28 protein-coding genes and 3 pseudogenes are annotated in these 25,585 nt (G+C 43.3%); 11 read left to right on the forward strand and 20 right to left on the reverse strand.

Annotation, left to right across the window (positions count from 1 at the left end; translation table 11 throughout):
• Window positions 1-10 precede the first annotated feature (10 nt).
• Window positions 11-409 carry a response regulator gene (locus CSQ79_RS26065; protein ID WP_099704024.1) on the reverse strand — a complete coding sequence of 133 codons (399 nt, stop codon included), beginning with the start codon at window positions 407-409 and terminating at the stop codon, window positions 11-13.
• 13 nt (window positions 410-422) lie between these two features.
• The gene (locus tag CSQ79_RS26070) at window positions 423-884 is read right to left on the reverse strand and encodes a response regulator (protein ID WP_099704025.1); all 462 of its coding nucleotides are present in this window, start codon (window positions 882-884) and stop codon (window positions 423-425) included.
• Between the two features lie 250 nt (window positions 885-1,134).
• On the opposite strand from CSQ79_RS26070, the gene CSQ79_RS26075 reads away from it, so the two are divergent.
• On the forward strand, window positions 1,135-1,521 hold the full coding sequence (locus tag CSQ79_RS26075; RefSeq protein ID WP_143755508.1) for a hypothetical protein: 387 nt from the start codon (window positions 1,135-1,137) through the stop codon (window positions 1,519-1,521).
• 24 nt (window positions 1,522-1,545) lie between these two features.
• Here the strand turns inward: CSQ79_RS26075 and CSQ79_RS26080 are convergent, their stop codons facing one another.
• The 14 genes and pseudogenes from CSQ79_RS26080 to CSQ79_RS26145 all read right to left on the reverse strand — a co-directional run bounded on the left by CSQ79_RS26080 (window position 1,546) and on the right by CSQ79_RS26145 (window position 17,512).
• Complete coding sequence (locus CSQ79_RS26080) at window positions 1,546-2,211, reverse strand: response regulator (protein ID WP_099704027.1); 666 nt, start codon at window positions 2,209-2,211, stop codon at window positions 1,546-1,548.
• 9 nt (window positions 2,212-2,220) lie between these two features.
• Window positions 2,221-3,720 carry a sensor histidine kinase gene (locus CSQ79_RS26085; RefSeq protein ID WP_099704028.1) on the reverse strand — a complete coding sequence of 500 codons (1,500 nt, stop codon included), beginning with the start codon at window positions 3,718-3,720 and terminating at the stop codon, window positions 2,221-2,223.
• Window positions 3,721-3,790: 70 nt separating this feature from the next.
• The gene (gene rppB / locus CSQ79_RS26090; protein WP_099704029.1) at window positions 3,791-5,110 is read right to left on the reverse strand and encodes a two-component system sensor histidine kinase RppB; all 1,320 of its coding nucleotides are present in this window, start codon (window positions 5,108-5,110) and stop codon (window positions 3,791-3,793) included.
• A complete protein-coding gene (rppA, locus tag CSQ79_RS26095) occupies window positions 5,097-5,801 on the reverse strand; it encodes a two-component system response regulator RppA (protein ID WP_099704030.1) in 705 nt (234 codons plus the stop codon). Before rppA ends, rppB begins: the two co-directional genes overlap by 14 nt.
• Before the next feature lie 11 nt (window positions 5,802-5,812).
• Window positions 5,813-6,283, reverse strand: a complete 471-nt coding sequence (locus tag CSQ79_RS26100) for a hypothetical protein (RefSeq protein ID WP_099704031.1) — start codon at window positions 6,281-6,283, stop codon at window positions 5,813-5,815.
• 100 nt (window positions 6,284-6,383) lie between these two features.
• Window positions 6,384-9,476 (reverse strand): efflux RND transporter permease subunit, encoded by a 3,093-nt coding sequence (locus tag CSQ79_RS26105; RefSeq protein ID WP_099704032.1) that lies wholly within the window; start codon window positions 9,474-9,476, stop codon window positions 6,384-6,386.
• A gap of 239 nt (window positions 9,477-9,715) precedes the next feature.
• Window positions 9,716-11,353, reverse strand: coding sequence for an efflux RND transporter periplasmic adaptor subunit (locus CSQ79_RS26110; protein WP_099704033.1), 1,638 nt, complete (start codon window positions 11,351-11,353; stop codon window positions 9,716-9,718).
• 238 nt (window positions 11,354-11,591) lie between these two features.
• Window positions 11,592-12,224, reverse strand: coding sequence for a class I SAM-dependent methyltransferase (locus CSQ79_RS26115; protein ID WP_099704034.1), 633 nt, complete (start codon window positions 12,222-12,224; stop codon window positions 11,592-11,594).
• A gap of 155 nt (window positions 12,225-12,379) precedes the next feature.
• A complete protein-coding gene (locus tag CSQ79_RS26120; protein ID WP_099704035.1) occupies window positions 12,380-13,057 on the reverse strand; it encodes a DUF305 domain-containing protein in 678 nt (225 codons plus the stop codon).
• A gap of 229 nt (window positions 13,058-13,286) precedes the next feature.
• On the reverse strand, window positions 13,287-15,224 hold the full coding sequence (locus tag CSQ79_RS26125; protein ID WP_099704036.1) for a DICT sensory domain-containing protein: 1,938 nt from the start codon (window positions 15,222-15,224) through the stop codon (window positions 13,287-13,289).
• Window positions 15,225-15,304: 80 nt separating this feature from the next.
• A pseudogene (locus tag CSQ79_RS26130) lies at window positions 15,305-15,556 on the reverse strand (DUF1830 domain-containing protein); the annotation flags it as partial.
• A gap of 27 nt (window positions 15,557-15,583) precedes the next feature.
• Window positions 15,584-16,063, reverse strand: a complete 480-nt coding sequence (locus CSQ79_RS26135; RefSeq protein ID WP_099704038.1) for a pentapeptide repeat-containing protein — start codon at window positions 16,061-16,063, stop codon at window positions 15,584-15,586.
• Between the two features lie 216 nt (window positions 16,064-16,279).
• Window positions 16,280-17,242, reverse strand: coding sequence for an orange carotenoid protein N-terminal domain-containing protein (locus tag CSQ79_RS26140; RefSeq protein WP_099704039.1), 963 nt, complete (start codon window positions 17,240-17,242; stop codon window positions 16,280-16,282).
• Window positions 17,243-17,299: 57 nt separating this feature from the next.
• A complete protein-coding gene (locus tag CSQ79_RS26145; protein WP_099704040.1) occupies window positions 17,300-17,512 on the reverse strand; it encodes a CAB/ELIP/HLIP family chlorophyll-binding protein in 213 nt (70 codons plus the stop codon).
• Window positions 17,513-17,734: 222 nt separating this feature from the next.
• On the opposite strand from CSQ79_RS26145, the gene CSQ79_RS26150 reads away from it, so the two are divergent.
• The 4 genes from CSQ79_RS26150 to CSQ79_RS26165 are packed head-to-tail and all read left to right on the forward strand — an operon-like array spanning window position 17,735 to window position 21,439.
• Window positions 17,735-18,367 (forward strand): DUF305 domain-containing protein, encoded by a 633-nt coding sequence (locus CSQ79_RS26150; protein ID WP_099704041.1) that lies wholly within the window; start codon window positions 17,735-17,737, stop codon window positions 18,365-18,367.
• Between the two features lie 23 nt (window positions 18,368-18,390).
• A complete protein-coding gene (locus CSQ79_RS26155; protein WP_099704042.1) occupies window positions 18,391-18,585 on the forward strand; it encodes a heavy-metal-associated domain-containing protein in 195 nt (64 codons plus the stop codon).
• Window positions 18,586-18,601: 16 nt separating this feature from the next.
• Window positions 18,602-20,875: a heavy metal translocating P-type ATPase gene (locus CSQ79_RS26160; RefSeq protein ID WP_099704043.1), complete on the forward strand. Its 2,274-nt coding sequence runs from the start codon at window positions 18,602-18,604 to the stop codon at window positions 20,873-20,875.
• 30 nt (window positions 20,876-20,905) lie between these two features.
• Window positions 20,906-21,439 (forward strand): cupredoxin domain-containing protein, encoded by a 534-nt coding sequence (locus tag CSQ79_RS26165; RefSeq protein WP_099704044.1) that lies wholly within the window; start codon window positions 20,906-20,908, stop codon window positions 21,437-21,439.
• A gap of 141 nt (window positions 21,440-21,580) precedes the next feature.
• On the opposite strand, the gene CSQ79_RS26170 is transcribed toward CSQ79_RS26165, so the two are convergent.
• Together CSQ79_RS26170 and CSQ79_RS27185 are read right to left on the reverse strand one after the other, a co-directional pair.
• Window positions 21,581-21,823 (reverse strand): hypothetical protein, encoded by a 243-nt coding sequence (locus CSQ79_RS26170; protein WP_289501566.1) that lies wholly within the window; start codon window positions 21,821-21,823, stop codon window positions 21,581-21,583.
• A gap of 34 nt (window positions 21,824-21,857) precedes the next feature.
• A complete protein-coding gene (locus tag CSQ79_RS27185; RefSeq protein WP_143755509.1) occupies window positions 21,858-22,079 on the reverse strand; it encodes a hypothetical protein in 222 nt (73 codons plus the stop codon).
• Between the two features lie 126 nt (window positions 22,080-22,205).
• Between CSQ79_RS27185 and CSQ79_RS26175 the strand changes: the two genes are divergently transcribed.
• Both CSQ79_RS26175 and vapC read left to right on the forward strand, forming a co-directional pair.
• Window positions 22,206-22,406, forward strand: a complete 201-nt coding sequence (locus CSQ79_RS26175) for a type II toxin-antitoxin system VapB family antitoxin (protein WP_099704045.1) — start codon at window positions 22,206-22,208, stop codon at window positions 22,404-22,406.
• Window positions 22,403-22,804 carry a type II toxin-antitoxin system VapC family toxin gene (gene vapC / locus CSQ79_RS26180; RefSeq protein WP_099704046.1) on the forward strand — a complete coding sequence of 134 codons (402 nt, stop codon included), beginning with the start codon at window positions 22,403-22,405 and terminating at the stop codon, window positions 22,802-22,804. Before CSQ79_RS26175 ends, vapC begins: the two co-directional genes overlap by 4 nt.
• 106 nt (window positions 22,805-22,910) lie before the next feature.
• Here vapC and CSQ79_RS28510 read toward each other — a convergent pair whose 3' ends face one another.
• A complete protein-coding gene (locus CSQ79_RS28510; RefSeq protein WP_289501567.1) occupies window positions 22,911-23,087 on the reverse strand; it encodes a hypothetical protein in 177 nt (58 codons plus the stop codon).
• Window positions 23,088-23,117: 30 nt separating this feature from the next.
• On the opposite strand from CSQ79_RS28510, the gene CSQ79_RS26185 reads away from it, so the two are divergent.
• The 3 genes and pseudogenes from CSQ79_RS26185 to CSQ79_RS29065 form a co-directional block, all read left to right on the forward strand.
• The gene (locus tag CSQ79_RS26185; protein WP_099704047.1) at window positions 23,118-23,345 is read left to right on the forward strand and encodes a type II toxin-antitoxin system Phd/YefM family antitoxin; all 228 of its coding nucleotides are present in this window, start codon (window positions 23,118-23,120) and stop codon (window positions 23,343-23,345) included.
• Window positions 23,342-23,722: a type II toxin-antitoxin system VapC family toxin gene (locus CSQ79_RS26190; RefSeq protein ID WP_099704048.1), complete on the forward strand. Its 381-nt coding sequence runs from the start codon at window positions 23,342-23,344 to the stop codon at window positions 23,720-23,722. Before CSQ79_RS26185 ends, CSQ79_RS26190 begins: the two co-directional genes overlap by 4 nt.
• A 229-nt stretch (window positions 23,723-23,951) precedes the next feature.
• Window positions 23,952-24,134: pseudogene (locus tag CSQ79_RS29065) on the forward strand (transposase); the annotation flags it as partial.
• Window positions 24,135-24,156: 22 nt separating this feature from the next.
• Here CSQ79_RS29065 and CSQ79_RS26200 read toward each other — a convergent pair.
• Window positions 24,157-24,995 (reverse strand): IS5 family transposase gene (locus CSQ79_RS26200; protein WP_289501568.1). Its coding sequence is split into 2 segments (ribosomal slippage): window positions 24,157-24,614 and window positions 24,614-24,995, totalling 840 coding nucleotides; the frame shifts between segments, so codons are not numbered across the junction.
• A gap of 49 nt (window positions 24,996-25,044) precedes the next feature.
• Between CSQ79_RS26200 and CSQ79_RS26205 the strand changes: the two are divergent.
• A pseudogene (locus CSQ79_RS26205) lies at window positions 25,045-25,413 on the forward strand (REP-associated tyrosine transposase); the annotation flags it as partial.
• Window positions 25,414-25,585: the final 172 nt, after the last annotated feature.

Genomic DNA, 25,585 nt, shown 5'->3' on the forward strand with positions numbered 1-25,585 from the left:
AATGCGTACTCTATTGCTTTATAGTGTTGACAATTGCATTTATTAGTGTTGTGGGTTCGATTGGTTTAGCAAGGAGTTTTTCAAAGCCTGCATTTCTAGCCTGCTGCTGATTAATGGTACCTGCATAAGCTGTGAGAGCAATTGCGACAATCTGCTGATGTAGTTGTGATTTAATCTGACGTAGCAGTGTATAGCCATCAATATTAGGCATCTCAATATTGCATAGCAGTGCATCAAAATCTTCGTGGAGCACTTGTAATGCTTTATCAGCAGATGCGGCTGTAACTACGTTTGCTCCTGCCTGTTCAAGGATAATCGCAACTAGCTCGCGATTATCTATTTCATCGTCAACTACTAACACCTTAATACCTTCAAGTTGCAGGGGAGGTATATTGATATATGAGCACATACTTTTAATTGAGTTAGGTAACTAATTCATTGATTGCACGAATAAGCTCATCTAAATCGACTGGCTTGAGCAAATATTTCTGAAATCCAGCTGTAAGAGCTTGTTCTCGGTAGGTTTCTGAAAGAGAACTTGATAGTGCGATCGCTGGGATTTGGCTTTGTGATGGTAGAGATAGCTCCCTGATTTTTTTGATCAGAGTATAGCCATCCTCACCAGGCATACAAATATCACTGACTAAAACATTAATATTGACTCTTTGACAGCAATCGAGTGCTTCGTTTGCCGATGCTGCTAAAACAACTTCTCCTCCTTCTTGCTCGATTATCAATGCCAAAAGTTCGCGATCGTCTGCGTTATCGTCTACAACTAAGATTCGCAACTTCTCAAGCGATCGCCAAGATACAGAACGATCTATTGAAATCAGATTTTCCTGAAAGCTGTCATGACCGAACCCATTCATTGAGTTATATGTCATGAAGACATGCAAAGGTAGGAAGTTACGATGCAACCTTTGGTTACGATCTACACGTCTTGAAATTACTGAACTTACTGAGATGCTATGTAGTACGTGCAAAATAAAAAAGGCAAGATGAGCTAAATAGCTTTTCTAGTGTCGCTACTATCAAAACTGCTTTAACACTTGCTAACGGATAGTTCATGGTTTTACCTAACCTTAGTCCAAGGGATAGTTAAAAGTCGATGTAGATTATCCACTTGACTATCCAGTGAGGCGTAGTATTTGTGTTGCTGTTATGCCACACTGGCAAAAATCCCGTCTTACTAACTTTATGATTGGCTTAGCTGCGAATAGCCGTAGAAGGCAGCGGATTATGGTTGTTGGCACAAATGTTACAACTGTGCAACAAGTCAGTGGTTATTGCTTGGAGTGGGGAGCAGAAGTTTTACCTTTTTATGGAACTCCTAGTGAAGAGGAGATTCGCTTGTTTGAACCACAAATTTGGGTGATATGTCTACCAATTCCTGCAAATCTCCAACTGCCAACAAATGCCCATTTGATTATTTGGGAAGAACCACCTGCGGTGTTGCAAGCTGTTAGCAGTCAAGCAGAATTATTAATTGATTTAGAACAATTATCAATCAAATTGATGTAGTAAACAGACAGATTAGTCTGACTTCTAAATAAGTCGCTCGCGCACTGCCTTAGCTGCTGCTTGGACGCGATCGTCAACACTAAGTTTGTTTAAAATCATGCGTACATAAGATTTTACTGTTCCTAGTGATAGATAAAGTTGTTGAGCAATTTCTTGATTAGAACATCCTTGAGCAATGAGTTTGAGAACTTCGCGTTCGCGCTGACTCAGGAATTCGGATTGTACTACTGAGGTATTTGATTCAGATGTTGGTTTGATCATTTGACATACCTTACGTGCTACTTGAGTATCTAAATACGTTCCACCAGTTTGAATTAAGCGAATCACAGCAATTAGCTGCTCCCACTCCATACTCTTGAGGCAATAACCATCAGCACCAGCTGCTAGCATACCAATGACTTGAAAATCTTGGTCAAAAGCTGTCAAAGCTAGTACATGAGATGTCAGGCAATTACTTTTAATCTGCTGCGTTGCTGTAATGCCATCCATCAAAGGCAAGTCAATATCCATCAAAACCATATCCGGTTTGAGTTGCTTTGCTAGTTCTACTGCTTGAACACCATCAGCAGCCTCACCAACAATCAGAAAATCAGGCTCTAAGGCAAACTGCGATCGCATTCCCCGACGCATTAAAGCATGATCCTCAACAAGTAGAATGCGAATAGGTGAGTGTGTTTGAATTTCAGACATTACTCCAAACTATGGATTGGTAATTTGTGACAAATGGTTAGTGATGGTAGGTAGCGTAAACCAGAAGGTACTGCCTTTTCCTAGCGTACTCTGTACTCCAATTGTGCCGTGATGCGCTTCCACAATTTGGCGACAAAGATAAAGCCCCAAACCCGCACCGCCACGCCGCCCGCGCCCTTGAATAAAGCGGTGAAAGAGATATTCTTGCTCTTGTGGGGCAATTCCACAACCGCGATCGCTAACACTTACTCTCACACTACTGTTTTCTGCTGTCACCTCTAACCAAACTCGATTTTCTGGTTCACTAACTCGCACCGCATTACTCAGCAGATTTTGAATGACACGCCCAATTTCTAACTCGTCGCCATACACAGTAGGTAATTGCTGGGTAACTTTAAACTCAAAGTTTACCTTGCTTTTTGAGGCAATGCACTCTTGATGAATTGCTTTAGTAAAGATCTTATGCCAGTCGAGTGGCTCGTAAATCAGATGTTTACTACCCGCTTCGTAGCGAGAAACTTCTAATAGCGCTTCCACAAGTTTGAGGAGATCTTCATTTGTTTGATAATACTCTTGCAGTACTTCACGCCAGGTATCACTAACGGAACCAAATGCACCATTTAACATTGAGCGTAAAGTACCCCGAATTGCCAGTAAAGGAGTGCGTAAATCGTGCGAAAGTGAGGCAATGAGATCGTCAAGTTGGCGATTGCGTTCGTCACTACGAGTTTGGCGCGAGTCAATTTCGCCAGCCATGCGATCGAGAATTTTCGCTAGTTGACCAATTTCATCCGCAGCTTGAAAATTCAAACGTGGCTGCATCTGCCCAGTTTCCCAAGCTTGTGCTACGGATGTCAGTTGATATAAAGGAACTTCAACTCGACGATGGAGTAGCCACAGATTTATCCCAATACCAAGTAATAGAAGTACTGGCGCGAGGGTGTTGAAAATGCGAAAGGTTTGATCGAGTCGATAGAGTTGTTGGTTGCGTTGGGCTAAAAGATCTTCTTCATATTGCAACATTGCCATTACTTGCGATCGCAGCGGATCAAATAACAGTTTACCTGCGAGCGTGGTACTTGATTCTGGCACTGCACCCAAAACAACCGGCTGCGCAAATTCGCGTTGCCAGCGATTATAAAGTGTAATGATTTCATTCACGCGATGCTGTTGCTCTGGATTATCTGCTACGAGGTTGTCAAGCAGAGTGAGGGCGTTATTGAAGTCAATTTGTCCTGATTTGTAAGGCTCTAGTGAAGTTTCTGCCTCCGTCAGTAAGTACCCGCGTATTCCTGTTTCTTGATCTAAAGCAGCATTCAGCAACAGTTCAGCTTGACTTTGAACTTGTAGAGTGTGTCGCACCCAACTCGATGCATCCTGACGGCGAAATTCTAACCAAAACCCTATACCTGCTCGTACGCAGACAAGGATCGCCAACACCAAAACACTCGTATATAGAGGTGCTAACAGCCGAGTTCTTAATAGTAAATGTCTAGGAAGACGCGGCACGCTCGCCGATTACACTCCGTGAAAAATAAATGACCTTATCCTATCCATACTAAATGCTCCTGAAATTTACTCAATGAGTTTTGTGATTTGAGGTTATGTTCAAGGGCAAATAGATCGCAAACGTGCTACCTTTACCTAACTCACTTTGTATCTGTAAGCTTCCTCCGTGTACTTGTACAATTGCCTGGGCGATCGCAAGTCCTAGCCCAGAACCACCTGTATGACGCGAGCGATCGCTACTAACGCGATAGAAGCGGTCAAAAATTTTTTGTTGTGCTTGCGGCGCAATGCCAATGCCGGTATCTTGCACTTGAATCACAGCATGGCGATCGCTACGGTCTAAACGTACAGTTATCGCACCACCTGGAGGGGTATATTGAATTGCATTATCGATCAAATTAGACACCAAGCGGTACAGTTGCTCTTCATCACCGACAATCAGTAATTGCTGATTTACTTTTAGTTCAGCATTGAGTTGTACCTCGGATGCGATCGCCCAAGCAGCTAGTTCTTCGACTAAATCGTTGATAATGTCATTGAGACAGCATTCGCGGCGAACTGATACGCGCTGTCGTTCCAGACGAGCTAGCAAAAGTAAATCTGTTACTAGAGTAGTTAACCGTCGATTCTGACGCTCAACAGTACGTAAAGTATCTCGTGCCTCTGATTCAGATAAACTAGGCATCAAGAGTGCTGATTCTACGGTTGCTCCTAATGCAGCTAAGGGCGTTCGCAATTCATGGGCAGCATCTGCGGTAAATTGTTGAATTTGACTATAAGATTGGTAAATCGGTTGCATAGCTAACCCAGCTAACCACCAACTGGCACCACCAACTAAAATCATTGCGATCGGCAACCCCAACAATAAAATCAACCTGACATTTGCCAGATAATCATCGATATCTTGCAAACTCCGCCCTACCTGCATATAGCCCCAATCAAGGTTATTTCGGGTATGTAACGGCAACGAAATTTGGTGATAGCGATTTCCGTGTGGATCTTCGAGCGTTTGCCAAGTGACTTGCGGCGATGTCAGCGGTAATCCTTCAGGTTGAAACCCTGCTACTGCAACAACTTGTTCTGAGTTATTGAGCAATCGAATATAGTAATCACCTTGATGAAGCGCTCCGAGAACGTGTTCTGTTCTTGGTTCAGGTAAGAGTTGTTGTGCTTTTAAATTTAACTGTCCAGGTTGTTGTAGTGTAGCTTCAATACTATCATGTAGTGTTCCTGCAACCGATTCTAGCTCGCGATCGAGTGTTTGCTGATGCGCATGATCGACTGCCTCATACAATCCCAAACCACACATACTAAGGATAAAGCCCATAACAAGCGTATACCAGCCTGCCAATTGCCAACGAGTCTGCTGAAATAATTTATTTTGATGCATCGGTCGCATGAAAACGATATCCGATACCGTGTACAGTTTCGATAAAGCGATCGCTACTCGATTGAGCTAGCTTGCGTCGTAACAATCGGATTTGTGCAGCTACTACATTACTTACTGATTCTGCATTGACTTCCCATAATTGATTCCGAATTTGGTCACTAGTCACAATCTGATTAGGATGCTGCAAGAAATACTCTAACAATTGAAACTCTTTTGCTGTTAACACAATCACCTGCTGCGTTCCCAAGCTATCTTGCGCACAAACTGTATGAGTTTGATAGTCAAGAGTAAGATTGCCAACTTGCAGTTGTTGCGGTTGCATCTGAGGGACTCTCCGTTGCAAAGCGCGCAACCGTGCCAATAATTCTGCCATACCAAACGGCTTAACCAAATAATCATCAGCACCAGCATCTAATCCTGTAACTTTATCCTCCATTCGGTCTTTAGCTGTTAGTATCAACACTGGCAAAGAATTGTGTTGCTGTCGTAGCCGCTGACATAGTTCGATACCTGACATTCCTGGTAGCAACCAGTCAAAAATCGCTAGCGTGTACTGCGTCCAATCAGTCTCTAAATAGTGCCACGCCTCAGCACCATCTAAAACCAAATCAACAATATACTTTTCTCGATTCAAAATGCGCTTAATCGCCCTTCCCAAATCCGGCTCATCTTCAACAAGCAACACTCTCATTGCATTAGCCCTTATCGCTTGAAAGCAAAACGACCATTCACTTTTTCACCGTTCACCTCCGAAAGAATTGCAATTTTATACTCTCCAGACCCTTGTTCAGGCAACATTGCTGTATAGTGCTTACCCGCAGCATCATAATTCATATTAAGCGTTTTCGGAGTACCATCAGGAAGTTGCACTTGAGCCGTTACATTCGCATCGGGTATCGGTTCATGATTATTACCGCTTTGCAAATAGAAATCTAAATGCGTTCCATTAGGTTCTGCTGCGTGAACAAACTCCAAATGATACTGTCCCGATTCAATCACTTGACCACCTGCTTGTGGTATCGCAGCATGAGTAGTATCACCTTGTGACGTCGCCTCAGCAGAATGATTAACAGCAGCAGGGCTACTATCAGGACTTACTACTTGATTGCCATTATTACAAGCACCTAAAAAAATCAGACCTAAGCTACCAAGAACAACAAATTTTGTTTTCATATTTTCCTTAATTTTTTCTACTACAAGAAGCCTAAAAATACTTACAAACAATCACTTCTTTCCTCTGCACCTCCGCATCTGAAGTAGTTTATTAAACGCATTAAAATTCTTCATGCAACACAACTTTCTGCGGAACCAAAAACTTATTAAACTGTGCATACAAAGCAGGCAAAACCAACAAAGTCAAAGCCGTAGAAGTAAACAATCCACCTAGTACAACAACAGCTAAAGGTTGTAATATTTCCTTACCAGCACCACCACCAATAACCAAAGGAACCATACCTAAAGCCGAAGTAAGCGCCGTCATTAAAATTGCAACCAGTCGTTCCATCGAGCCTGTCAACAAAACTTTTTTGATTGGCATTCCTTGAGCAAATTTACTATTGTAATTTTCAACAAGCAACAGTCCATTACGAGTTGCAATACCAAACAACGTAATAAACCCTACCATAGATGCAACCGAAAGAACTCCACCACTCAAAGCAACCGCAAAAATTCCGCCGACTAAAGCCAAAGGAAGATTAATCATAATCATCAACATTGCTGTCATTGATTTAACAGCAAAATACATCAGTACAGCAATAACAACCAGTGCCAAAGTACCAAAGAAAAGTAAGTTTTGTGTTGCACGTTGTTCAGATTCAAATTGTCCGCCGTACTGAATAAAATAGCCAGCAGGCAGTTGAAGCTCGTTAATATTATTCCGAATATCTGCAATTACCGACCCTAAATCGCGACCAGACACATTTGCAGAAACAACAATTAACCGCGAAACGTTTTCGCGATTAATTGTATTTGGACCAGTACCATAATTAATTTGAGCTACTTGAGCCAAAGGAATCTTTTGTCCATTTGGAGTATCAATTAATAAATTACGAATCGTGTCTAAATTGTTACGCGCATCGGCTTGTAACCACACTAATAAATCAAATAATTGTTGTTCTTGTAAAACTTGCGAAACAACGCGCCCATTCAACGCAGTTTCAATCACTGCTGATACTTGACCTACTGATAAACTATAACGTGCAGCCGCAGCACGATCAAACTGAATTTGTACTTGTTTAATCGGAACTTGTGGTTCGAGTTGCAAGTCTACAACGCCTGCAACATTGCGCATAGCGGCTTCAACTTCAGTACCAATGCTGCGTAACTGATTGAGTTGGGGACCAAAAATTTTCACTGCGATCGCACTGCGCACCCCAGATAACACTTCATCCATGCGATGCGAAATAAATCCGCCAATACTCGGAGCAACTCCTGGTAATTTGGCAAACTCTTCACGGACTTTCTCTACCGTTGCTGCGCGATTTCTCATTCCCTCATCGCTAATTTCGATATCGACGTGTCCAAAATTGACACCACCCGCATCTGCATCTCCTGGCGCGCGCCCAGTGCGGAGTTGAATAGTTTCAAAGCGCGGATCGTCTTTGAGTGCGGCTTGAAGTGCCATTCCAGCTTGATTTGTCGTTTCTAAAGAAGTCCCAGGATAAAGCACCATCGCATTCACCAGCGATCGCTCTTGAAACTCTGGTAAAAATACGCGCCCTAGGAAAGGTAGAATAAGCATTGCGGCAATAAATGCGGCGATCGCCACTGTCAAAATCACACTGGGGACATTAATTGCAAACTTCAGCAACGGGCGATATAGTCGTTGTGCAGCGCGAGAAATCCAAGTTTCTTCAGTAGGTAATTGCTGATGTGCTAGCAAAATCGCACATAATGCAGGTGAAAGCGTCATTGCGACTAAAGTAGAAGCGAAAATCGATACTAAATACGCCACGCCCATAGGGGCAAAAATGCGCCCTTCGACTCCTGTTAGCGTAAAAATTGGCGCAAAAACAACCGCGATAATTACGGTAGAAAACAACACGCTGACTCGCACTTCCACAGACGTGTCATACACAACTTGAAACGGATGCACAGGATTTGTGGCTAACTGATTTTTGCGCAGTCCCCGATAGGCATTTTCCATATCCACAATCGAGTCATCAACGACTGAACCAATTGCAACAGCTAATCCTCCTAGTGTCATCGTATTAATACCTTGCCCAAACAAGTTGAGAATCATCATACCGACGAGTACAGAAAGTGGAATTGCACTCAACGTAATCAACGCAGTCCGCCAATTCATCAAAAACAGCAACAGGATAATTGAGACAATAATGACGCCATCGCGTAACGCACCTTGCACATTAGCGATCGCATCATCGATAAAATTTTCCTGACGAAAAGTAACAGTTACACTTACATCTTGCGGTAGACTCGACTGAACTTCTGCCATGGCAGTTTCAATTGCCTGTGTTACCGTAGGCGTGTCAGCTTGTGGCTGTTTGTTAATTGTCACAACAACAGCGCGTTGACCATCTAAACTACCATCCCCGCGTTGCAGTGCAGCACCAATCTGCACATTAGCAACATCACTCAACAACACAGGTGTTCCATTACGGGCAGTCACAACGGATTGCTGCAAGTCTTCCAGGGCTGTAATTCTGCCAATACCGCGAATTAATATCTCTTGATCGGGAGTTACCAGAAAACCCCCCGCTGCATTTGTATTCGCTGCTGCTGCTGCTTCTGTGACTTCGGCTAACGTGACATCAAATGCTTGCAACCGCGCTGAATCAACTAGAACTTGATATTGACGAATATCTCCACCGTAGGCGATAACTTGTGAAACCCCAGGAACTGCCAATATGCGGTTTGTGATATCGCGATCGACAATTCGCCGTACCTCCATTAATGGTGTTGTTTCAGCAGTCAAAGCATATTGAAAAACTGTCCCAATGGGCGAAGCGATCGGAGAAATTTGTGGTGGCTCAATGCCCTGTGGTAGCTTACTTTGCGCTTGCTGCAATCGTTCTGTCACGAGTTGACGCGCTTGATAAACATCGGTTCTCCAACCAAAAATGACTTTAACAACCGAAATACCCACAGCAGATGAAGAACGAACGGTTGTCACTCCAGGAGTTCCGTTAATTGCACTTTCAATCGGTAGTGTAATCAGCGCTTCAACTTCTTCAGGCGCGAGTCCTGGGGCTTCTGTTTGAATCTCGACTTGGGGCGGGGCAAAATCTGGAAATACATCTAATGGCATTTGTGTCAAGTTATAAATTCCTAACACAGTTACCGCGATCGCTCCCAAAACAACAAGCCAGCGTCGGACAATCGACCACTTGAGGATGGCATTTAACATATAGCAGAGGTCAGGGATCAGAGGTCAGGGGGACGGAGAGTTATGAGTTCTCAGTGTTGAGTGTTGAGCTGAAGAGAGTGATGAATGTTGAGTGTTGAGTGTTGAGTTAAGAATGCCATCAAGGTCTTCTCATAACTCATAATGTGCTAAGGCACCGCTACGCTAACAAAACGTGCTAAGGCACCGCTACGCTAACAAAACTCAAAACTTTAATAATGTTCTAATCATATTGATCGCTGCTATGGCTGATCGATTTGAGGATTTGGCTCGTGGTGTTGCTTGTTGAAAATAACTAAGCGGCGTTGGTGGCGACGACTCGACCAAACACCCGCCATGAACGCTCCTGTGGCAATAACTGCACCTCCCCCGACTCCAACTAACCACCAAGGAAGAGGATTTTGAGTTTGCGATTGTGGTTGACTTGGGGTTTCTTCAGGAGTATCTGCTGTTGTCGTATTACCAGCGCGTAAAGATTGGGCATAAAGTTGCGGCGATCTCTGCGTCACGACTAAATCTCCTTCAAATAAACCGCTCTCAACTTCAACCATGTCACCAAAAGTTTCACCCAAGGTCACTTCAACGGGCAAATAAGCACTACCATTTTGAACATAAACGAGTTGACTACCATTTGCCTCAACAACTGCACTACTAAGAATTGCTAATCGAGGTGTTGCAGTGCGATCGGTGAGAATTTCTAACTCGGTAAACATTCCTGGCTTAAGTTGTCCTTCAAGATTATCAAGTTCTGCTTGCACTGGTAGAACTCGCGTTTCTCCTGCTACGACTGAGCCAATGCGCGTAATTCGTCCGCTGAAGGTGCGATTAGGTAGCGCCGCCACCTTAGCATTAACACGCTGATTTGTTTGAATTTGAGCTAAATCTTTTTCATAGATATTTGCCGTAGCAAATACGCGGCTGTTATTCATAATCGTCATCAGTTTACCACCAGCATCCTGAAACGATTGACCAAGCGTAACTTCGCGATCCACAATCGTACCGGATATAGGAGCAGTTACCGTGACTAACCCCCTAGCATTCGCTTGCGTACCAAGTTGTTGCAGTCTTGTTTGATAAGTCGCATTACTCAAATTGATGCGCGACTGCGCGACTTTAACTGCTGATTGAGCGCGTTTGAGTTGTGTTTCTGCTGCTAATACATCTCGGCGACTGGTTGCTTTTGTTAATTCAGCTTGAGCTTGCGCTAGTTCGGTTTGCGATTCGAGGGCGTTGCGACGTGGTAGCGCACCTGCTGCGACTAACTCGCGATCGCGGTTGTACTTTTCTTGAGCAAAGTTAACTTGACTGCGGGCTTGGGCAATTTCTGCGGCTGCGATCTGTGCGTATTGCTGATAATTTTGTTGCGCTAGATTCAAATCAGCTTGCGCTTGCTGTAAATCTGCAATTCCCTCGGCTTGTTTCTCTTGAGATTCTACTCGCAGTTGCACTAATTCTGGACTGGAAATAACAGCAACTGCTTGCCCTTTCCTGATTGCATCACCAGGATTAACTAACAACTCCACTACTGTACTGTTCAGTGGTGCTGTCACCTCAACTTTTTGATTGGGTAAAGTTTCAATTTGTCCTGTTGTTTTAATTCCAATTGCTAACTGCTGACGTGTCACGGGTTCAACTTTGATACCAATACGTTTAGCAGTTTCTGCATCAACTTGAATCTCACCAGGAGCTTGATTTGCACTGCTTCCCTCACCAAATTCATGGCTGTGTCCACCATGCGGTAAAACCCTACTAGAAGTTGCAAAGAAGATAAAGCTGAATACTACTCCAGAACACAAAATTGTTGCTGGTTTAATATAGCTAAGAAGCACACTGTTTCCCCATGTCCTTAAAGGCTCAAGTTGAAGTTTAGTTACCTGCATCGGTATTTGTATGTATTGTAAGTAGCTGAGTATGGAAACCTTAGATGTTCAGCTTCTCATGTAAAAATGAAATTAGGATGAAATATTTTATTCTTGGTAATTTATCAAAACGTCAATTTGACGGAAGAGCTAAGCGGTTGAAACCGCAGCTACACATACAAAACCTATCTTTATAGGTTTCTACAATCCTAATTTTTCGTAGTCCACGGAGGTGGATTTGGTTTATTGAGTTGCGAATTTATTCGCCAAGCTCTACAGAAGCTGTAGCAATCATTAACCCCCATACAATCCCAAAGCGAACTCTTGTAGCACGGGAAATTTGATATCCTGCGGATGTTAGTAAAGAATGAAACTCTGCTTGCGTGTAACATTGCTTGTAAGCAGAATCAAAAATTGGTAACACCCAGTCGCAGATTCTACACAGTAAGTAATCTTTGCACCAATCTAAAATGACGACGTGACCATGAGGCTTGAGAACGCGTTTCATCTCTAGCAAAGCCGCCTGAGGATCGTCAAAATAGTGAAACGAACTCGCACACACGATCGCATCAAAACTGCGATCAGCAAAAGGTAACGCCGATGCAGGAGCGGTATAAAATGAAACATTAAGATACTTGCGACATTTTTCGCGGGCGATCGCGAGCATCTTCTCGGAAATATCCACCCCGACAATCTTTTGCTGAGAATTATCAGCGAGTAGTAGCCGTTCAAACTCTCCTGTTCCACAGGCAACATCGAGTACAGTTGCAGTTGGTGAAATATCTGCCCAAGCTTGGAGAAACGATAACGTACTACCAACATAGCTGCTCCAGCGTTGATCGTACACCGCTGCCATTTGGTCATATTGCTGACGAACCTTAGTTTCAGTCATGCTAAATCTCCACGGTGCCATGAAAAAATCACACTCTTCCTCCGACTGAAGTCGGCGCTACCTAAGAAAAGTGTACCTTCGTACACTAAAACAGAATATTTGTCAGTAATTACACGGTGTTAGACTTTGTTCGGTAGCGAATTTATCAAGGAATTCTATTGCTTATACCAAGCTTGTCGCCACTCTTGCATCTGCTCGATTTCTGTCTCTTGTGAATTGATAATTTCTTGAGCCAAATTTCTAATTTCAGGACGCTGAGATTTCTCTAAAGCATCTTGCGCCATAATGACAGCGCTTTCGTGATGAGGAATCATCGCATCAATGAGGCGTCGATCAAATTCAGCATCAGCAGCCCCTAGATCGCCATGCATCATCATGCTATGCATCTGCTGTTGAGACATTGGTACGGTTTCACCTGTCTGAGGATCGTAAGCGACGGGAGCGTCACTGGCTTGCGGATACCATGCTTGTCGCCACTGCTGCAATTGTGTAATTTCCCGTTGTTGCGCTGCAATGATCTCTGTCGCTAGCTCTCGAATTTCTGCGCGTTGAGATTTTTCTAAAGCTTCTTGCGCCATTTCTACAGCACCTTGATGGTGGGGAATCATCGCATCTATAAATCGCAAGTCGTAGTTCTCATCCGCAGGACCTAAATTCATTGCCATGGCATGATCCATACCATTATGCGGCATTCCCTGCATATCATGAGTACCTGACGCTGGTGTATTTGTTACTTGCGTTTGAGTCGGCGGAACAGCTGCACAAGATACGATGAATCCACCTGTTGCAGCGATCGCCATAATATTTAACGCAAAACGCTTTTTTAAAAGCATCTTTGAATCACTCCTCAAAACAAACATTTTCATCTTATAATCTCTAGTCAACTGGAGAGTCAATAAAAGAGGCGATCGCACCATACCCCATTTAGTTTGCTCTGTAAAAATGAAATAAAGATGAAATGCAGATGAGTGGTTAGTGGCTAGTTACTAGTGGTCAGTGGTAATAAAAGAAAAGTTTATATGTAATATTTCTCCCCTACACCTCAGCTTCTTCTACTCATAACTAACTTACTGGCACTGTAAAGTAAAACTGACTGCCCTGATTTTTACCTCTAGACTCAGCCCAAATTTGTCCTCCCAAACCTTGAACAATCTGGCGACAAATTGCGAGTCCTAGCCCTGTTCCACTGGAGATGCGTCGGAGATATTCTTCTTCTTGCGAGAAACGAGTAAATATGGCTTCTAACTGACTTGGTTCAATACCTCTACCTGTGTCAGCAATACAGACTTCAATCAGAGAAGTGCGCTTGGATGCTAGCTTATTTTTTAGCGATCGCGCCTTGATTGTGACTTTACCATCAGGTGCAAACTTTAAAGCATTATCAATTAATTTAGTCAAAACTTGAACCAGTCCTTCACCATCTGCCAAAACAAGCGGTAATTTTGATGGTAGATTGACAGCTATACGAGCCAAATCTTGTGGCGACCACCAAGCTTTGAGACTATTCAGGGCTAAATTAAGACATTCCTGGAGTGAAATTGGTTCTAATTGCCAATGAACCTGTCCACTTTCTAAGCGAGAAAGCGTAATAAAATCTTGAGTGAGCTTTCGCAGACGCTCAGCATCAGTCAAAGCTGTTTGCAGCATGACTTGCTGCATTTCTAACGTCATTTCTGGTTCAGATGCTAAAGTTTCCAAACAAATTTGGATTGTAGATAAAGGAGTACGCAATTCATGACCAACAATCGCAATTAAGTTGCTCCGAGTGCGTTCTAATGCAGCTAATTGATTGTTAAGTTCTTCGAGGCGAATATATGCTTGCGCTTGAATTAAAGCAACACCGACTTGATTTGCGATCGCTTCTACTAAACCAACATCTTGCTCTTGCCAAATATAGGGTTCCGCGCCTGTGTGATGAATTTCCAACATCCCAAGTAGTGTTTCTTGGTAAATCACAGGAACGAGTAACCACGAGCGAATCCTAGAACGTGATAGCAGAGTTGTTAACGCCGGATTTGCTTGTAAGCTAGGAAGTTTGGTTACGTCTGTAACAGCGATCGCTTTTTCGGTTGCTACAGCAGCTTGAAACAAGGGATTATCAACTAAAAGCCAAGTTTCTCCTTTTAACGCCGTCATTCCAGGCGCTAGGGCTTCGTACTCAATCGTGACATCTTGATAAATGCGATCGCAACGATACAGTAAACAGCGACAATGCTCAAAAGTTCGTCCTAATTCCTCTACAGCCGTCGTGAGAATCTCGTGTAAATTCAACGAACGGCGAATTGCAGTAGTGATTGAGTTAACGAGACGTTCTTGGCGTTCTTGGGTTGCGATCGTGCGATAAGCTTTCAACAAGCGATACTGACTTGCTTGCAAATGAGTCACTAAGCGTTCAGTAAATGTTACAGCGTCAATACTTCCTCGTCCCACTGACGCCATGAGTGGAATTGCATTTAAACTGAACCTTACTCGCGCTTGTTGTATTTTCTGGGCTAACTCTGGTCGGTAAACTAGAATCCTTGCAAGTAAAAGATGAGCGACTTGACAGCTAATTTGCCGATCAAAAGTCCAGATTCCCTCAAACTGTCGCGCTTGATCGATGACTGGAGGCGCGTCTGGCGTGAAATGCTCTTGACAAATTAAACAAGCCGTGTATTCCTGCCCCACAACAACTAAGTGCCACTCATTTACCAGCTGATCGCGATGATCGAAAGGAATTGTTTCGTAAGGTTCGGCTGCAGATGCAAAGTTAGACTCTGGTGTAGCCAAAACGTAAACTTGATCAGTGCGTTGGGCAATTTGCTGATAGCGTCTTGTTTCGGTGCGATAAAAGCGTTCGCGTTGAAAATTGGCGATGACTAACGGTTTATCTTTCCCATTGAGGACTAAATCTTCGATCGCGTGCGATAGCGCCGTTAAGGAAGACTTGAAATACCTTTGAGGATGTAAGTCAGGTCGGGCTTGAAGTAACTCCTGGAGTGGAGAATGCAAAATCCTCATCACCAATCTACGTAAAACCTAATCTGTAATGTCCCTCAGCCCAAATGGTGAGGGATAAGTTAAATTATCTCTCCAGATCCCTCATGAACCTGCAAACGAGAACAAAGAATTTTATCGGATAAAGTCGCATTAACGAGCTTACTGGTGTGGATTTCTAACTCAGCTTCTGGTGGTGCTGTAAAAAAAAGTCTTTGTCCAGGAAAAACAGTTCGTTCAAAGTACCAGCTAGGGATGTTAGAAATGCGGGTAATCTGCAACAGACTAGTATGATTGACGTAGCAACATAAGATTTGGCGATCGCATTCTGTTGTTGAGGCAAAACTTTGGGTCATAAAATAAATCCTTACTCAGTTGTACTGCTAATTTGCAAGTAAGTCTCCACTTAAGTTTGCCCCATTTAGAACGGTTTGGCTTAAATCTGCACCACTAATATCTACTAATCTTATCTCTGCATATCGCAAATCAGCACCTTTTAACTTTGCTTTGGTTAACTTAGCGCGATTTAGTTGGGATAACCTCAAATCTGCTTTAACGAGTAGTGCTTCGCTCAAATCTGCTTCCCTGAGGGTTGCCTTAATTAAAATTGACTTACTCAAGTTTGCTTGATGTAAAGTTGCTTGAGTCAAGTCAGCCCTCCACAGAATTGCTCCAGCTAAGTTTGCAGAACTTAAGTTAGTTTTTCTTAGGTTAGCAGCAGTCAAGTTAGCTCGCGCTAAGTCTGCGCCCCAAAGAATGGCACCTTGTAGATTAACTTCACTTAAGTTAATTCCCCGTAAATTGGCAAAGCTAAAATCTCTCTCTCCTGCTGCATATCGCCGATTCAGTTCATCAGCATCCATACGGTTTTTTCTCAAACTTATATGAGCTTAAGAAAGTTATGAGTTATGAGTGTTGAGTTTAAGAGAGTTAAGAAATTTCTTTTAATTAATTCAAAACTCAAAACTCAAAATAATTGCTTCCGCACCTTTGTTTGCGAACAATTCAAAACGTGCTAAGGCACCGCTACGCTAACAAAACTCATAACTCATAACTCTTTATGATTCAACACTCTAGTTTTATCGAGGGCGTAGATTTAGTAGTTCTTGTGGAGACGCCAGCATATCAATTGCAACGAAGAAAATTTTGCCTTGAGGATTGAGTAAAAACCGCCAACCAATGTTCATTCCTACATTCACACCAAACCAAGGCGTTTGAACGACTCCGGTGACTTTCAACTGCTTAGAACCATCGGGCAAAGTCTCTGATATACCTTGTTGTGGCATAAGATTTAGCCCTTGTGCTTCGGATCGCATGTATTTTGCGATCGCATCAGGACCTACAATTGGCTTTTGAAAAGGTGGTTGCAAAGCACCATCAGGGGTAAATAATGCCAGCGCAGCCTCAAAGTCATCAGCATTCAACGCAGCAAAATAGCTGAGAACTGTAGAGTCTGAAATTCCTTCAACTTTAAGCTTTGTCGGCGCAGGTTCAGTACGTGGGAACATCGGCTCATCGGCTGTTTCTGTGGGACTAGGTGCGACAGCATCTTCAAATCCCATATCGACTACAGCATTACGCAATACTGTAATTTGTTCGCCTGGATCGAGTTGCTGAATTGCCGCAAGTACTGCTTTGACACCAGGAGTCATTTGATAGTCTGGAGGAATAGGAGCAACAACTCCTTGCTTCATTAGTTCCCCTAGCTCATACCAAAAAGCCAACTTAGTATTAACACTAAAGAACCCATAAGAACGACTGAGTGGCGTATTCGCACGGCTAGCCAAATCGCGCATAAATTGTGTCTGATCAGCAGCTGACATCTGCTTGACTTGATTGAGCAAACCCTCTGCGAGTTGTAAGCGGGCTGCGCCTACCGCAGCCGGAGTGATTGTCCGCCCCATCTCGGTATAGGCATACCACAGTAGTGCCAATTTATCATCGACGTTAAGTTGCTCGAATAGCGCGATCGTTGCCGGAATCGGACTTGGTACTTGTGTATCAGTGAAGATAGTTTGTGCTGATTCGAGTGTATAAGTCATGGTTGGAAACTCCGATGGCGTTTTTTAATTTGCTTTCAAAATTTAGAGACGTTAAACCTAAGAAAGATTAGCAAAAAAGCCTATTAAGCCGTGTCCAGTGAATACTTCCAATGCTAGTAGTGACACAAACCCAATCATTGCTAAGCGACCGTTAAGCAATTCAGCATAAGGTGTAAAGCCAGTTTGGCTTTCTTGTACATACATCTTGGGTTCAATCGCAAAGGTGTTTGCTAAACCTCTGTCATCAATAACGTATTGGCGTGCGCTCATAAAACTCTCCGGCTCTGTGTCTCTTTTATGTAACTAAATGTAACAGAAACTCTTAAGTTTTGTAAAGTTTTTTAGAAAAATTGTTACACAAATTGCCTAAAAGAACTTTTTGCATACCCCTTGACTCTCTAGTTGAGTAGAGAGTTTACCATATAGTCATAGCAAAACGGTTTGACCTACCGTAAACCGTCAGATAGTGCCTTTGGCAAAGAAAGGAGCAATATGCTCAAAAAATCAATACTTTACGGGCTTGTAGGTGTACTTGCAGGTAGTGCAATTCCAGCTTTGATCGTCAGTGGTAGAGCAAATAGCCAAGCACTGCAGTCTTCTCCTTGCAATATGACCATGCATAGCGCCATGGCTGGGAGACAACAACAGCACTTCATCGAAATGATGATTCCGCACCACCAAGAAGCAGTAGATATGGCAGAGTTAGCACTGGCAAAAGCTCAACGTCCTGAAATTAGAAAATTGGCTGAAAGTATTAAAACCGAGCAGACACGAGAAATTGAGCAGATGCGATCGTGGTACAAAAAATGGTATGGCACCGAAGTACCTGCAACCACGATGACTGGCATGGAAATGCGTCACGGAAGAGGACAAAGAATGCAGGGAATGGCAATGCGATCGCCCATGATGAGCATGGATATGGAATCTCTGAGAACTGCATCTGACTTCGATCGAGAATTCATTCGTCAGATGATTCCGCATCATCGATCAGCAATCATGATGGCGCGAATGGTTGCCAACCGAGCAGAACGTCCAGAAATTCGTAACTTGGCGCAAACAATTATTCAGTCGCAATCCGCTGAAATTAACCAAATGCAGCAATGGTATCAAGCCTGGTATCAGTAGATTTTTTATTCATCTCTAAACTTATGACACTCACACTCAAAGTTCCTAAAATGGCGTGTTCAGCTTGCGTAAATACAATTACCGAAGCAATTAAGTCAGTAGATGCTACCGCAACTGTTCAAGCTGAACCAAAAACCAAACTTGTCAACGTCGAAACTCAAGCATCCGAAACCGTAGTTAAAGAAGCTTTAGCATCTGTTGGATATCCCACTGCTTAATTGAAAGGATTCTCTTATGGAGACACTCACACTAAAACTCAGAGGTATGAGTTGTGCCTCTTGTGCTAACAACATTGAAGAAGCCATTCGCGCAGTTCCAGGGGTAACTGAGTGTAACGTCAACTTTGGTGCAGAACAAGCCGCAGTCACATACAACCCCGACAAAACCAACATTGAAACAATTCAAGCTGCGGTTGATGAAGCAGGATATTCATCCTACTCACTCCAAGACCAAGAAATGGTAACTGGAGAAGACGACGCGGAAAAAGCCGCACGGCTAGCCGAATCAAAAAAGCTGCAACGTAAACTTTGGTTGGGAGGTGTCATTAGTATCATCCTCGTCATTGGCGGATTACCGATGATGACAGGGCTGCATTTACCTTGGATTCCTATGTGGCTGCACAATCCTTGGTTTCAACTTGTGCTGACGACTCCGATTCAATTTTGGAGTGGAGAATCCTTTTATCAAGGAGCTTGGAAAGCCTTTAAACGCCATACCGCCACGATGGATACGCTAGTAGCACTGGGTACAAGTGCGGCTTATTTCTATTCACTAGTACCAACGTTTTTCCCAAACTTTTTTCTCGCGCAGGGGCTTGAGCCAGCAGTTTACTACGAAATTTCTGCGGTTGTGATTACGCTAATTTTGCTAGGAAGGTTGCTGGAAAATCGAGCTAAGGGTCAAACTTCAGAAGCAATTCGCAAACTCATTGGCTTGCAAGCACGCGATGCGCGTGTGATTCGTAACGGACAAGAAATAGATATCCCGATCCAAGAAGTCAGAATTGATGATGTGATTTTAGTACGTCCTGGGGAAAAAATTCCGGTTGATGGTGAAGTGATTGAAGGTGCTTCGACGGTTGATGAAGCAATGGTGACGGGTGAAAGTGTCCCTGTGAAGAAGCAGCCAGGGGACGAAGTTATTGGCGCAACGATTAACAAAACTGGTAGTTTTAAGTTTCGTGCTACACGGGTTGGTAAAGATACTTTTCTGGCGCAAATTGTGAAGCTTGTACAACAAGCGCAAGGTTCTAAAGCACCAATTCAGCAACTCGCCGATCGCGTTACCGGATGGTTTGTACCTGCAGTGATTGCAGTAGCGATCGCAACTTTTATCATTTGGTTTAACTTCTTGGGCAACTTAACACTCGCAACCATTACTACCATTGGTGTATTGATTATTGCCTGTCCCTGTGCTTTGGGGTTAGCAACTCCTACCTCAATTATGGTAGGAACGGGTAAAGGAGCAGAAAATGGTATTTTAGTCAAGGGGGCTGAAAGTTTAGAACTCGCACACAAAATTCAAACGATTGTTTTAGATAAAACGGGGACAATTACCGAAGGTAAACCTACAGTGACAGATTTTGTGACTGTCAACGGTACAGCCAACCGTAATGAATTAAAACTCATTCAGCTAGCAGCATCGGTAGAACGTAACTCAGAACATCCCCTAGCAGAAGCAGTAGTGAGGTATGCCCAAGCGCAAGAAGTTGATCTTGCACAAGTGAAAGACTTTGAGGCGATCGCTGGTAGTGGCGTGCAAGGAATTGTGAGCGATCGCTTAGTACAAATTGGTACGCAACGCTGGATGGAAGAGTTAGGCGTTGATACTCGCGCCCTTGTAGAACGCAAAACAACATTAGAAGTTGCGGGAAAAACTGCGGTTTGGATTGCTGTTGATGGCAAAATGCAGGGACTTATGGGTATTGCAGATGCGCTCAAACCATCTTCAGCACAAGCTATTAGAGCATTAAAACAATTAGGGTTAGAAGTCGTCATGCTCACTGGCGATAACCGTGCCACAGCTGATGCGATCGCGCAACAAGTCGGGATTGATCGTGTTTTTGCCGAAGTGCGTCCCGATCAAAAAGCGGCAATTGTTCAATCATTGCAAAGAGAACGAAGTAGACATTCAAAGTCTAAGATAGTTGCAATGGTAGGTGATGGTATCAATGATGCACCAGCTTTAGCCCAAGCTGATGTCGGAATTGCTATTGGTACGGGAACTGATGTGGCGATCGCGGCAAGTGATATTACTTTAATTTCTGGCGAACTCCAAGGAATCATTACCGCAATTCAACTCAGTCGCGCCACAATCCGCAATATTCGCCAAAATCTCTTCTTCGCTTTTATCTATAACGTTGCGGGTATTCCTATTGCTGCAGGAATTCTCTTTCCTTTCTTTGGTTGGTTACTCAATCCCATTATCGCCGGAGCAGCAATGGCATTTAGTTCTGTATCTGTTGTCACTAATGCCCTGCGTTTACGTAACTTTCAACCAGAAGTCTGATGGTGCAGAAGAAGCAAAAGAGGCTAAATCATGTTTAATAATAGAAGTCAAATTTGGGGAAGTTTTGTTGGATTAGGGTTGCTGTTGGGAACTGCATCAGGTAGTGCAATCGCACAAATGCCTCATGAAATGCCAGGTGAAATCGCCCCTACAAACCAATTTCGTCGGATTGAGCAACCTTTAGGGTTAAGAGTTGGTGTAACGCTGGGTGGTATTGCCTTGATTGGGTTAGAGTTATGGTGGTTTTTGCTAAGTAAAACTAAAGCTCAGCAAGCACAAGCCCATCAGGGAATTCAAGAGTTAACAATCGCAGTCGATGGCGGTTATCAACCCGATCGCATTGTAGTAAATGCAGGTCAACCTGTACGACTTAACTTTCTACGTCGCGATCCAAGTAGCTGTCTAGAAAAGGTATTATTCCCCGACTTTCATATTGCACAAGATTTAGAGTTAGATCGCGTCACTCCTATTGAATTTACACCCGCAAAGCCAGGACAATATCAATTTACCTGCGGCATGAATATGTTTCGCGGTGTCGTGGAAGTGAAATTAGAGAACGTCTGAGAAGTATCAAATATAACTTGTACGTTAGATTAGACATATAAAGAGGAAAGCACACTATATAAACTTGGTTGACTTCTCTCCGGTCGCGCATACACGGAGATTCTAAACTGATGCTACGTGGTGCCCTGAAGCCGCACCACTTCACTTTGTCAATTTAGCTAACCAGAGACGAATTCTCTGGGGCGCAGTCAATAACGCCCTACTGATTTCACTTAGGTCTAACCCAAGTGTTACCGCTTTGCGAATAATATTGGCACTCGCCTGAGCATCAGCGTTAACGTACCAATTCAACGCCGTTCGATACAAACCACGCTTAACTCGCTTGCCTGACGCTCTCCAATCACTGGGTTTTCCACCATGTTTGGGGAGAGTATCGTTATCCAAAAACGGGGTGAGTTGCTTGAGTAGGCGGTTGCCATCAGCAGATTAATCTTTGAGATGTTTCTCGGAGGAACGGTGGCACGATTGGCAGACAAATAGGATGGGTTAAGCATGTTGAGTTATAGTTGACGAGCAAAGATAGCGCGAGGCAGTGGATATAAAACCAATCGAGGTCGATATTGCTCATCCCATACAGAACTTGATCGCTTAGCTTGTGCAGAGTGCGATCGCCCTCCCGCTTCAACAACTCATCGCCCATATCATCCTCTCCACCACTTCAACAATGCGATCGCCCATAAAAGACAAAGGTGCAATCTGTTTGCAGCGAGATATAAAATAATAGAGCTACCCAGTTTGATAGTGTCAATGTTGGAGATGCGAACCGATGACAACTAATCTTGAAATTGATCAGACGTTGATCCAGGAAGCGTTGACTCTGGGCGGACATCGAACAGAGAAGGCAGTTGTTGAAGCGGCTTTGCAAGAATATATTCAGCGGCGTAAACAATTGAAAGTTTTGGAACTTTTTGGCACGATCGACTACGACCCAGACTATGACTATAAGCAACAACGGCGGCAAGCATGAAGGTTGTTGTTGATACTTCTGTCTGGTCGTTGGCTTTGCGACGAAATCGAACCCTGGAGGAGTCACCCCAAATTTTGAGGCTGCGTGAGTTGATTGCCGATGATAGAGTTGCTTTGTTGGGAGTGATTCGGCAAGAAGTGCTGTCAGGAATTCGGCAGATAGAGCAATTTGATCGGTTGAGAGAGTATTTACGAGCATTTCCTAACCTTGAACTGGCGATCAAAGATTATGAGTTGGCTGCTGAGTTTTACAACACCTGCCGTCGCAATGGGATTCAGGGAAGCAACACAGACTTTTTGATTTGTGCAGTTGCTCACCGTCGCGGTTACAGCATTTTGACGACAGATGGTGATTTTGCGTTGTTTGGTGAACATCTTCCGATTACTTTATGGCAGTAAGCAATAAATCAGGCAATAGTTTTTGCGTCATTGGCATAGGCGATCGCCCATATAGTCCTCTCCACCACTTCAACAATGCGATCGCACTTTGAAAGGTAAACGTGCGTTAGCAAAGCTTACCGGAGGTATCGCGTAGCCTGTAAATTCGCACAACGTCTTGAAGAGGGATGCGATCTGCTTGCAGCAGCGCTAACGCCTCCGGCTTCGCTTCGCTGGCGCTATCGCATAGCGTGTGCGAAGTCAGGAAAATGTAGGATAGAAGTAAACATAAACGGGCGAACATACCATTTGAGAAGTTGATTAAGAGGTTTATATGCGACAGGTTTCAATGGTAGAAGTGGCTGAAAACTTGACTCAGTGGATTGATTTGGCGATACAGGGAGAAGAGGTGCTGATTCTCAAAGATGGGCAGCCGATTGTGAAGCTGATGGCAGTAGAACCGATTAAACGTCGTCCGCAGTTTGGTAGTGCAAAAGGGCTAATTACAATAGCCGATGATTTTAATGAGCCATTAGAAGAGATGCGAGAATACATGGAATGAGACAGTTGTTGGATACTCAAAGTTTTATTTGGTTTATTACAGGTAGCTCTAGGATTACGGCGAACAACCGAACTCAAATTGAAAACAACGAAAATTTGCTTAGCCTTGTCAGCGTTTGGGAGATTGCGATTAAATCTAGCATTGGTAAGCTGAATTTAGGGCTTTCAATCGATGATTTGGTAGCGCAGCAAGTGATTAACAATGGAATTGAACTTTTGCATATTACCGTTACTCACTTAAGTGTTGTAGCAACATTACCATTGCACCATCGAGATCCGTTTGACCGTTTGTTGATTGCTCAAGCAATCGCAGAACAAATGCCAATTGTGGGAGCGGATCAAGTATTTGATGAATATGGCGTTGAGCGGCTGTGGTAGAGCGAACAAGGACTAAGTTGATCGCCACTCGATGTAATCGCCCATATCGTCGTCTCCACATCTTTAACAATGCGATCGCACTTTGAAAGGTAAACGTGCGATCGCGCAGCGTGTGCCTGGTACGTTCAGCTAATCGTAGGGTGTGTTAGCGTTAGCGTAACGCACCGCTCCAGTGATTCCTATTGCCAACCGTAGGGCATATTAAGCTCAGAGATACCGTTGCAATTTAATGCCAAATTATCGAAGACCTCAGATTTCTGGCGGCACCTATTTTATAACTCAAGTTACTTATCAGAGGGAGCCTTGGTGTAGTGACATTGGTAGAAAAGCTCTCAGAGAAGTGATTGTCAAGGTAAGAGAAAACTATCCGTTTTCCATTGATGCGTTTGTGTTGCTACCGGAACATTTTCATGAGACTTCTTGCAAAAGGTCAATTAGACAGACAGGCTTTTATGTAAGTAAAGCTCATAGTTGTACAAACCAGCTATGAGGTTAAACCTCAACCCAAAGCGTTTTCGACGATTCCTATAGCGCTCAGATAAGATGTTAAATACCTTAAGTTTACAATGTACGTTTTCCCTTATGACTCTAATTCTAGCTAACTCTCGATTTCTCTTTTTCTCCAAAATACTCAAATTGCTTTTTTTCGGATTCTTTTTAGGAGTTTGACTGTTGAGATGAAGTTTTTGAATTCCTTGATATCCTTTATCTCCTAAAAATTTGATATCTTCTCTCAACTGAACCTTACTTTTTTTAAATATCCGAAAATCATGCTCTCTACCCTTACCATGAGAGGTACAGATGATTTCTCCTGTGCCTTGATTTACTACTACTTGTGACTTTAGTGTATGTCTTTTCTTTTTACCGCTGTAGAACTGTTTTTGTTTTTTTGGGGACGTTCTATTGGAGTTTCCGTAACATCTACCACTACTGCTTCGAGCTGATAATCTGACTGTTGTAATTTTTTCTTGCCAGGCAAGGTAAAGGCTCTTGAACTTACCAGTGTATCTTCAATTTTTCTAATAATTCGATATGCTGTTGACTCATTCACTCCCCACGATTGCCCAATGTGGAAATATGTCCGATATTCTCTCCAGTATTCTAATGTCATCAATAATTGGTCTTCCCAGCTCAACTTACTAGGTCTACCTGGTGGTTTGTCTGACTCAACTTGTTTTATGACTAACATCATTGCCGCAAAAGTCTCAGGCTGCACGCTACATAAGCGTTTGAACTCTGACGGCTTCAGGTGTTTGACTGCATCGTAGCTCATAGTTTTTGATCTACTTATCTCACTTTCCTCTACCCTTTTGCAAGAGGTCTATTGTCTTTTGACATTGCCAGCGGAGGATAATGATTTTTCGGTGCGTTTGCGCCTCATCAAAACCTATGTTACTAAGTATTATGGGCAGGCATTGCTAATCAAGCACGGGGTTTCACTGTCACGACAAAAGCGCAGGGAAAGCAATCTTTGGCAGCGTCGGTTTTGGGAACATTTAATTCGGGATGAGCAGGATTTGGCGTTGCATTGTGATTATATCCACGTTAATCCAGTTCATCATGGGTTATGTCAAACACCTCAAATGTGGCGGTTTTCAAGTATTCATCAGTTTATTGCTTAGAAAATTTATGCGCCAAATTGGGGGCAGACTAGATGTCCAGAGGTGTCGCTGGATGTTTTGGGTGAATAGTCAGGCGGTGCGTTAGCGAAGCGTAACTACAAGATCGGCGATCGCACTAAATATTTATATAAATCATTAATCACAATATTAGCTGCAAGTGGGCTATTTCCTGCCCATGCATTAACACCAAAAAGATAAACCTGCCTTTTTGAACAGCTTTTAGGTTTTTCCAAAGAGGTTT

Source organism: Gloeocapsopsis sp. IPPAS B-1203 (assembly GCF_002749975.1).
Taxonomy (GTDB): Bacteria; Cyanobacteriota; Cyanobacteriia; order Cyanobacteriales; family Chroococcidiopsidaceae; genus Gloeocapsopsis.